General features: G+C 35.2%; 6 protein-coding genes and 1 pseudogene. All 7 read right to left on the reverse strand.

Annotated elements, in window-relative coordinates:
- Positions 1-399, reverse strand: a pseudogene (locus ACY65O_RS07750) (peptidoglycan DD-metalloendopeptidase family protein); the annotation flags it as partial.
- A gap of 91 nt (positions 400-490) precedes the next feature.
- Positions 491-2,686 carry a TonB-dependent receptor domain-containing protein gene (locus tag ACY65O_RS07755; RefSeq protein ID WP_462220283.1) on the reverse strand — a complete coding sequence of 732 codons (2,196 nt, stop codon included), beginning with the start codon at positions 2,684-2,686 and terminating at the stop codon, positions 491-493.
- Between the two features lie 174 nt (positions 2,687-2,860).
- Positions 2,861-4,093 carry a helix-turn-helix domain-containing protein gene (locus ACY65O_RS07760; protein ID WP_462220284.1) on the reverse strand — a complete coding sequence of 411 codons (1,233 nt, stop codon included), beginning with the start codon at positions 4,091-4,093 and terminating at the stop codon, positions 2,861-2,863.
- A 48-nt stretch (positions 4,094-4,141) separates the two neighbouring features.
- On the reverse strand, positions 4,142-4,639 hold the full coding sequence (locus ACY65O_RS07765) for a hypothetical protein (protein ID WP_462220285.1): 498 nt from the start codon (positions 4,637-4,639) through the stop codon (positions 4,142-4,144).
- A gap of 136 nt (positions 4,640-4,775) precedes the next feature.
- Entirely contained in the window at positions 4,776-6,047 is a 1,272-nt protein-coding gene (locus tag ACY65O_RS07770; protein WP_462220286.1) for an RNA polymerase sigma factor, read from the reverse strand.
- A gap of 81 nt (positions 6,048-6,128) precedes the next feature.
- Entirely contained in the window at positions 6,129-6,482 is a 354-nt protein-coding gene (locus ACY65O_RS07775) for a YciI family protein (protein WP_462220287.1), read from the reverse strand.
- 174 nt (positions 6,483-6,656) lie between these two features.
- Positions 6,657-7,475 (reverse strand): class I tRNA ligase family protein (locus ACY65O_RS07780; protein ID WP_462220288.1); only part of this gene is annotated, 819 nt, incomplete at its 5' end.

Genomic DNA, 7,475 nt, shown 5'->3' on the forward strand with positions numbered 1-7,475 from the left:
ATTATTAAATGCAAAGCTGTGTACCATGCCACCCACAGGTACAAATAATTTTGTACCTGCATCGCCCCAAATATCTGTACCAATATGTAACCTCCTCGGTTCTTCGGCTACAGGCTTTTCAATGCCGTACTTTTTTTCTTCATCAAAAAGCAAACTGCGTTTGTACATATCCCTCAACTCTGCATAACCGCCAATTAAAAATTTGGCAACCTGCTCTTTCCTTATGTTATCAATATAACCTGAAAAACTTTTGGTATCACTGTAAATTTCTTCTGTTAACTCAGTATTGGTTTTAGATAAATTAATGGGTGCAATTTTTTCTTTAGCAGCATTAAAATTTATAACAGGGCAAAAATCGGGCTGGTGTTTTTGTAAAACATTTTCTAAAGCACTTTTCATTTCTTAAAGGTACGCATAACAATCATTAGATTAACAATTGTGGTTGCTGGTATCAGTCACAAACAAAATGGTTTTGAAATTGTATTTAGGGTTAACTTTTTACTTTTATCCTGTTACCATCCTGGTTAGTTTCCCGCTCTCTTTCTTTAAAACTTGTTTTACCAAAGCTCCAGCTAAATTGCAATCTAACTCCACGGCTTTCCCATTTGCGTCGGTAACTAAAATCCATATTGGCAAATTGCACCTTTTGCTTCCAGCGTTGTGTATTAAAAATATCTGCTGCAGATAAACGCAAGGAACCTTTAGCTTTTAAAATATTTTTTCTTACACCCAAATCTAAACTGCCTAAAGATTTACTTTTAAAAATGGCTTCTTTGGTAGCGGCATTAAACCAGCTGCTTACCTGAGTGCTCCACCCTTTGCCCAGTGTAAAATTTTGCTGTATGTAATAATTCATCCCAAAAGTTTTTTCATTTAAAATGCCATTGGGCAAAACCCCTTTGTAATAATTGAAAAAACCGGTAATGTTTGCATAACCTTCCCACCATTTTGTAATGGGCAATGGGGCACTAATGTTTAAGTAGCCATTATCTAAACTGCCAATATTTGCAGACGTGCCAGTTGTTTGCTGCCCGGTTTGTGTGGTAATAGTTTGACTGTAATCTGTAGTATGGTTGTAACCCAATGCAATATTTAATGCATAACGGTAAGTATATTTTATTTCGAAATTATTAGTGTACTGCGGTTTTAAAAAAGGGTTGCCTTTTTCAGCAGTATAAATATCATAAATGGTTTCAAAAGGATTTAAGGATTGATAATCGGGGCGGTTAATGCGTTTGCTGTAAGACAGGGCAAACATATTTTTATCATTTATTTTATAGCTTAAAAATGCTGTGGAAAAAATATTGATATAGTTAGTATCGGGGTTATTAATTTTTGTATTTCTTAAATTAACCGATGTGCCTTTTACTGCCGAATTTTCTAACCGAAAACCAACCTGGTACTCAAACTTTTTTATTTGCCTGCCAAAATTTGCATAAGCAGCATAAATATTTTCTTTGTAATTAAATTGGTTACTTCTTCCGGTATCGGCCTTCATTACAGATCCATTTAATGAAGCAGCAAATAAATTATTGTTAGTAGTTACATTACTTACTTTAAATCCGGTTTCAATTTTTGCATTTATTTTTTTAACTTGCTTTACATAATCTGCCTTTACCGCATAAATATTTATTTTGGTAGCCACATCTAAATTATTGGCAGTGTAATTATATTTTGTATTGGATTGATCTAAGTAATCGGTAGCAAGATTAGTAATATTGGTATTTTTAAAATAAGTGTAATCAGCATCTATGTTTAACTCATTGCCCAAAGTATCTTCGTACTTATAATTTAAATTGGTATTGTAGCGGTGGTTTTTATACAAGTTATCATTGGTGGTTATTAAGGAAGAATCAATTTTACCATTGCTGCTGATATTGGTAATGCCCGGTGTATTAAAAGGGTTGCGGTTGCTGCCGCTGGTAAATAAAAAACCGAAAGTGTTTCTTTTGTTTTTATAAAAATCAATACCCCATCTTGTGTTGTTGCTTAAATTTCTATCAATATCGGTAGTAACATTATTAAAGTTTTTTATAACATTACCCACCAGCACGTTCCTGCTGATAACTCCATCGGTATGCTGCAGGTTATTATTTACACTTACGTTGGCAAAGGCATTAATTTTTTCCTTGCGGTGATTAATATTAAAGGCCCCGTTGCTGCGGTAATGCACCTGCTGCTGATAACCTGCTGTAATATTGCCATTAGTACCTTTTATTTTATTTTTTTTAAGCCTGATGTTGATGATACCGGCATTGCCCTGTGCATCAAACCTGGAAGAAGGATTGGTGATAAGTTCAATTTTTTCGATAGTGCTGCCGGGCATGCTCCGTAAAAAATTTGCCAGTTCTTTAGGGCTCATTTGTGTAGGGCGTCCGTCTATTAATACATTTACCCCAGCCTTACCGCTCATATTTATTACATCTTCGCCAGTTACATTTATGCCGGGTGCTTTTTGTAAAATTTCAAAAGCATTGCTGCCGATTGCTGTAATATCCGCCTGTACATTTACAACCGTTTTGTCTATCTGCTGCTCTATAAAAGGTTTTTTTGAAGTAACTACTACCTCGTTTAATTTTTTTGTTTGATTAAACGAACTGGTATCTTTTTGTGGCAAACTATCTTTTTGCTGGGCAAAAGCCGTTAAAGAAAAAAGGCTGATGAAAAGGGAGAACAACTGTTTCATAAAAAAATTTTGGTTTGATAACACAAAGATGGTTCGGTGTAAGGTGGCAGTCGCTGCAAAAGATGATTTGAGCCCAGTTAAAAAGGTATCATAGAAAAAAAACCGCCTCAAATTATGATGAGGCGGTATCAAATTAAGTAAGCTGTTGATGAATAGCGATAACTTTAAAAAATATCATTCATTTTTTTTCAACCATTCTTTCGGACTTGCTCCCGTAGCTTTTTTAAAAGCCCGGTTAAAAGTGGCTTTGCTGTTAAACCCACAATCGTAAGCAATACCTAAAAGTGTTTGTGTTTTTTGCTCGCCAGCCTGCAATTTTTCTTTAACTGCTGTTATCCGGTAATTATTTATAAAGTCGTTAAAGTTTAACTGAAAGCCCTGATTAATTATTTTAGACAATAAAGAAGGGTTTGTTTTAAGTTGTTTGGCAACCTGAGTTAATGAAAGCTCCGGGTCTTCGTAAATTTTTTCGCTTTCCAACAAAACGGAAATCTTAGATTTCCATTCATCCAATAAATCTATATCCGGTTTTTTTTCGGTTTCACCTTTTTCAATTTCTATAATTTCTGCATCTTCAATAAAAGTATCAGTACTATTTTCAGGGTAAAAATTTTCTAACAGTAAAGAAGGTTTATAAGTTAAAAGGTTAAGCTTAAAAGGCACTTTTGTTTCAATAGAATTGGAATAACCGGTAATAGCGATGTAATAAAAAACAATCGCAAAAGAGAAGAAGAACCACCAGCTGCCGATATAAGAATCGAGTGCCGGAAAAATAAAACTGAAAATATAAAAGACTACCTGCAGCAATTGCATCAATAAAAAAGCAAACAGAAAATTTTTTACCCATTTAAACAAAACAGTATCTGCATAGCTTATTACCTGCACCATTAATTTTTTATATAGTTTATAATACCTGAGCGAAATAATAAAGTAAAGTACCATAGAAATAAGACCGGATTTTTGATACCAGCCATCAAAATCTCTATCCATACCATCAGCTAAAAAATAATATTTCTTTAAAATAATTTTATCTGTAACAATAATTACAAGGCTGTACAACAAATACAAAATGCCCGGCAGCAAATGCAGCCATTCTTTTCTACCAAATTTAAAAGAAGGATTAAGCAGGCTTTGCACATAAAAAAATATCACCGGCCCCATAAAAAACAAATGCTGCAGAGGAGTATAAAATAAAATATCCCGGTAAGGCTGGTTATCGTACCATCCACCAAAACCAAGCATCCAGGGGGCAATGTATAAAACACAGAGCAATAAAAAAAGTGCCAGCCATTTATCGGAAGCACTTTCATTTTTTATACCTTTTCTAAAAAGCAATAAAGCATACACAATACCATGTACAAAAAATATGAGCAGCATCGAACTGTAAAAACCAAACTCAAAACGCATGCAGGTAAATTAGGATGAATAATTTAAAAGTAAACTCATTTTATAAAATCAATCAAAGATAATTTCTGCAGCTGCCGTTACCATTTTTTTTGCAGGTACAATACTGTTGATATTAATGTGAATGTCGCTTAGTAATTTTTCTTCCAGCAAATTTGCAAAAGTTTCAAAATAAATTATGGCATCTTCTTTTTTATTACGTTTTAGCCAGCGGAAACCTCCGGGTAAATTTTTCAATACTTCCCTGTCAGTAAGATATTCTATGTGGTGAATGTCGGTGGGTGTTAGCCCTAATACTTCCAGCTTTGTAATAACTAATGTGAGTGGTGCATTGGTAACCGGACAAAATTCCTGTGCCAATTCTGTCCACTCGCCATTTGCAGTATGTGCATACTGCCGTATTTCACTTTCGCTTAAATGCGTAACCACCTGCAGCAGGTTACCACAATTGCAGGCTCCATGATGCCCCCATGAATAATTAGCCCCATTACGCAAACGGCGGGCAGTTTCTCTTAATGCATTCACTAATTCTATTGTAGCATTTGCCATAAGATGGTTTTTATTTTATAACAACCTTACATTTATTTTGTTCAAAAAAAATAATACCAGCCGCATATTATTTATAAAATAAAAATACTGCAATATGTATTGCAGAAAGTATCCTGTTAAAGGCAGATTTAAAAAATTAACTGCAACACTGCATTATTTTTTGCTGTAATAATTTTTTTTCGCTGGCAGCATGTGTTAATGCAATTGCCTCCAAAAAGTAATGCCGGGCTTTATCAAATTGTTGTAACTGCAGGTAAAGTTCTCCTAAGGTAGCGGGCAACAGGTAATATTTTTTAAGAGAAGAAAGCTGCGTAATGGCTTCGATAGCTTTTATACCATCGGCCGGCCCATATAATTCACTGATAACAATGGCACGGTTTAATTCCACCACAGGCGAGGGATATAATTTACATAACAGGTTGTAGCATTGCAGAATATTTTCCCAATTAGTGGCCTTATAATTTTCTGCCTTTGCATGTTCGTAAGCAATGCCGGCCTCTAAATGGTATTTACTTATTGTTTCGCCTGCGGCAGATGCTTCTAAATGATGAATACCATTTTGTATCAATGTAATGTTCCATTTACTTCTGTCCTGTTGCTGCAGCAATAATATGTTTCCATCAGCATCCAGCCTTGATTCATTTCGTGATGCAGTAAAGTATATCAGCGCCATCAATGCATGGGCACCAGAATGACTTACGATTGAGCTGCGGCAAATTAATTCACACAAGCGTATAGCTTCCTGCATCAGATCAGTTCGTATTAAATTATTATGTTGTGTGGAATTGTAGCCTTCATTAAATAAAAGGTAAACTGCCATCAGCACATTATCTAAACGGCTGTTTAATTCCGCTGCAGAAGGCAATTCAAATTGCACATTATTTTCCCTAAAACTTTGCTTTGCCCTGTACAATCTTTTTTCAATGGTATCGTAACCTGTAACAAATGCTTTGGTAATTTCAGCAACACTAAAACCGCAAAGGGTTTTTAAAATAAGTGCCACCTGCGCTTCTGTGGAAAGAGAAGGATGGCAGCATACAAACATCATCCGCAACTGATCGTCTTCAATGCTGTTGGTATTAATGATATCTTGTATTGTTGGCACCAGTGTGTATTCTGACTGAAGCAATGCTGCAATACTTTTAGAAAACTCCTCTTTTCTTTTTTGCTGCCGCAATACATCTACCGCTTTGTTACGGGCAACAGTAAATAACCATGCTGAAGGATTTTGCGGAAGCCCATTTATTTTCCAGTTATTAAATGCTTTAAGTAAAGTATCCTGCACTACGTCTTCTGCCAGTTGTAAATTTTGCGGACCAAATAATTTGGTAAGCACAGCCACCAGCTTTCCCCATTCATGGCGAAAGAGGTGTTCTACTTCCTGTTCTATTGGTGAAGAATTTTCCAATGCAATCTTTTCTGCAATTTATTAAGAAGATATTTTAAATCAATGCCTCATTTTAAAACGATGAGGCATTGATAAAAGTAATTAAGCCGGAGGCATATCCATCTTCATCAATTGCCTTATGATAACTGTACCACCTGTTGCATAATCAGGATAGTCATCGCATAATGCAACGGCTTCGTTATAATCATTTGCATTTACAATAAAATAGCCACCAATAATTTCTTTTCCTTCGGCAAATGCAGCATCTGTAACAGTTTTGTTTTTGCCGGTAATAATTTTTCCGGTAGCCTGCAGTGGTTCTCCGCTAACATATTTTTCTGCCTTGGCCAGTTTATCTATCCAGGCCATCCATTTACCCATATTTTCCTGCATTTGCTGTGCAGAGGGTTGTTCGGCAGATTTAATTCCCTGAAAAATAAGCATGAACTTTTCCATAATTGTTGTTTTAATAATTTAGAATGATTTTACTAATGACGAACGGGGATTTTCAATCCGGACAACTATTTTAAATTTTTTTTTGAAAAAATACCTGAACCTTAAAATAGTTATTGTAAAATAAACAAAGCCGGTGAACAATTCACCGGCTTTGTAAAAATAGTATTCAAAATTTTACACCACCACATTTATCATCTTATTTTTTACATAGATAATTTTCTTTGGCTCCTTACCTTCCAGCCATTTTTGCACCACTTCATTCTCGGCAATAATTTTTTCAACATCCGCCTGTTGCAGATCTAAAGAGAGATTGATATTGGTTCTTACTTTACCATTTATAGAAACCGGGTATTCTTTACTGCTTTCTACCAATAATGCAGGATTGAAGGTTGGATATGCCGCATCCAATATTGTCCCTTCATTACCCAATTGCTGCCACAATTCTTCTGCAATGTGAGGTGCATATGGCACCAATAAGATTAACAAAGGTTCTAAAATTTCTTTTTTATAACACTTGGCATCAAACAGATCATTTACACAAATCATAAATGCACTTACTGCGGTGTTAAAAGAAAACTTCTCGGTATCTTCTTCAATTTTTTTTATGGTGCGGTGTAAAATTTTTAATTCGGCATCGGTTGCTTTTTCGTCTTTCCAAACTTTACCTTTTAGTTCATCATTAAATAATCGCCATAGCTTTCTTAAAAAGCGGTGTACGCCTTCAATGCCTTTATCGTCCCAGGGCTTGCTGGCTTCAACAGGACCCAAAAACATTTCATACATTCTAAAAGTATCGGCGCCATATTTATTGCAAAGATCGTTTGGGTTAACAGTATTGTATTTGGATTTGGACATCTTTTCAACTTCTGCTTCACAAATAAACTGTCCATTCGAATTTTTGACAAACTCAATAAGCCCAAATTCAGTTCGGTCGTCTCTAAGTTTTTTAACATTTAGTTCTACCCCATCAACCAAATTCACATTGACTCTTTT

Origin of the sequence: Ferruginibacter sp. (assembly GCF_031430955.1) — a bacterium.
GTDB lineage: Bacteria > Bacteroidota > Bacteroidia > Chitinophagales > Chitinophagaceae > Ferruginibacter.

Excerpts from the sequence above, each read along its gene's own strand:
- ACY65O_RS07755 (WP_462220283.1), bottom strand. The coding sequence starts at position 2,686 with ATGAAACAGTTGTTCTCCCTTTTCATCAGCCTTTTTTCTTTAACGGCT.
- ACY65O_RS07760 (WP_462220284.1), bottom strand. The coding sequence starts at position 4,093 with ATGCGTTTTGAGTTTGGTTTTTACAGTTCGATGCTGCTCATATTTTTT.
- ACY65O_RS07765 (WP_462220285.1), bottom strand. The coding sequence starts at position 4,639 with ATGGCAAATGCTACAATAGAATTAGTGAATGCATTAAGAGAAACTGCC.
- ACY65O_RS07775 (WP_462220287.1), bottom strand. The coding sequence starts at position 6,482 with ATGGAAAAGTTCATGCTTATTTTTCAGGGAATTAAATCTGCCGAACAA.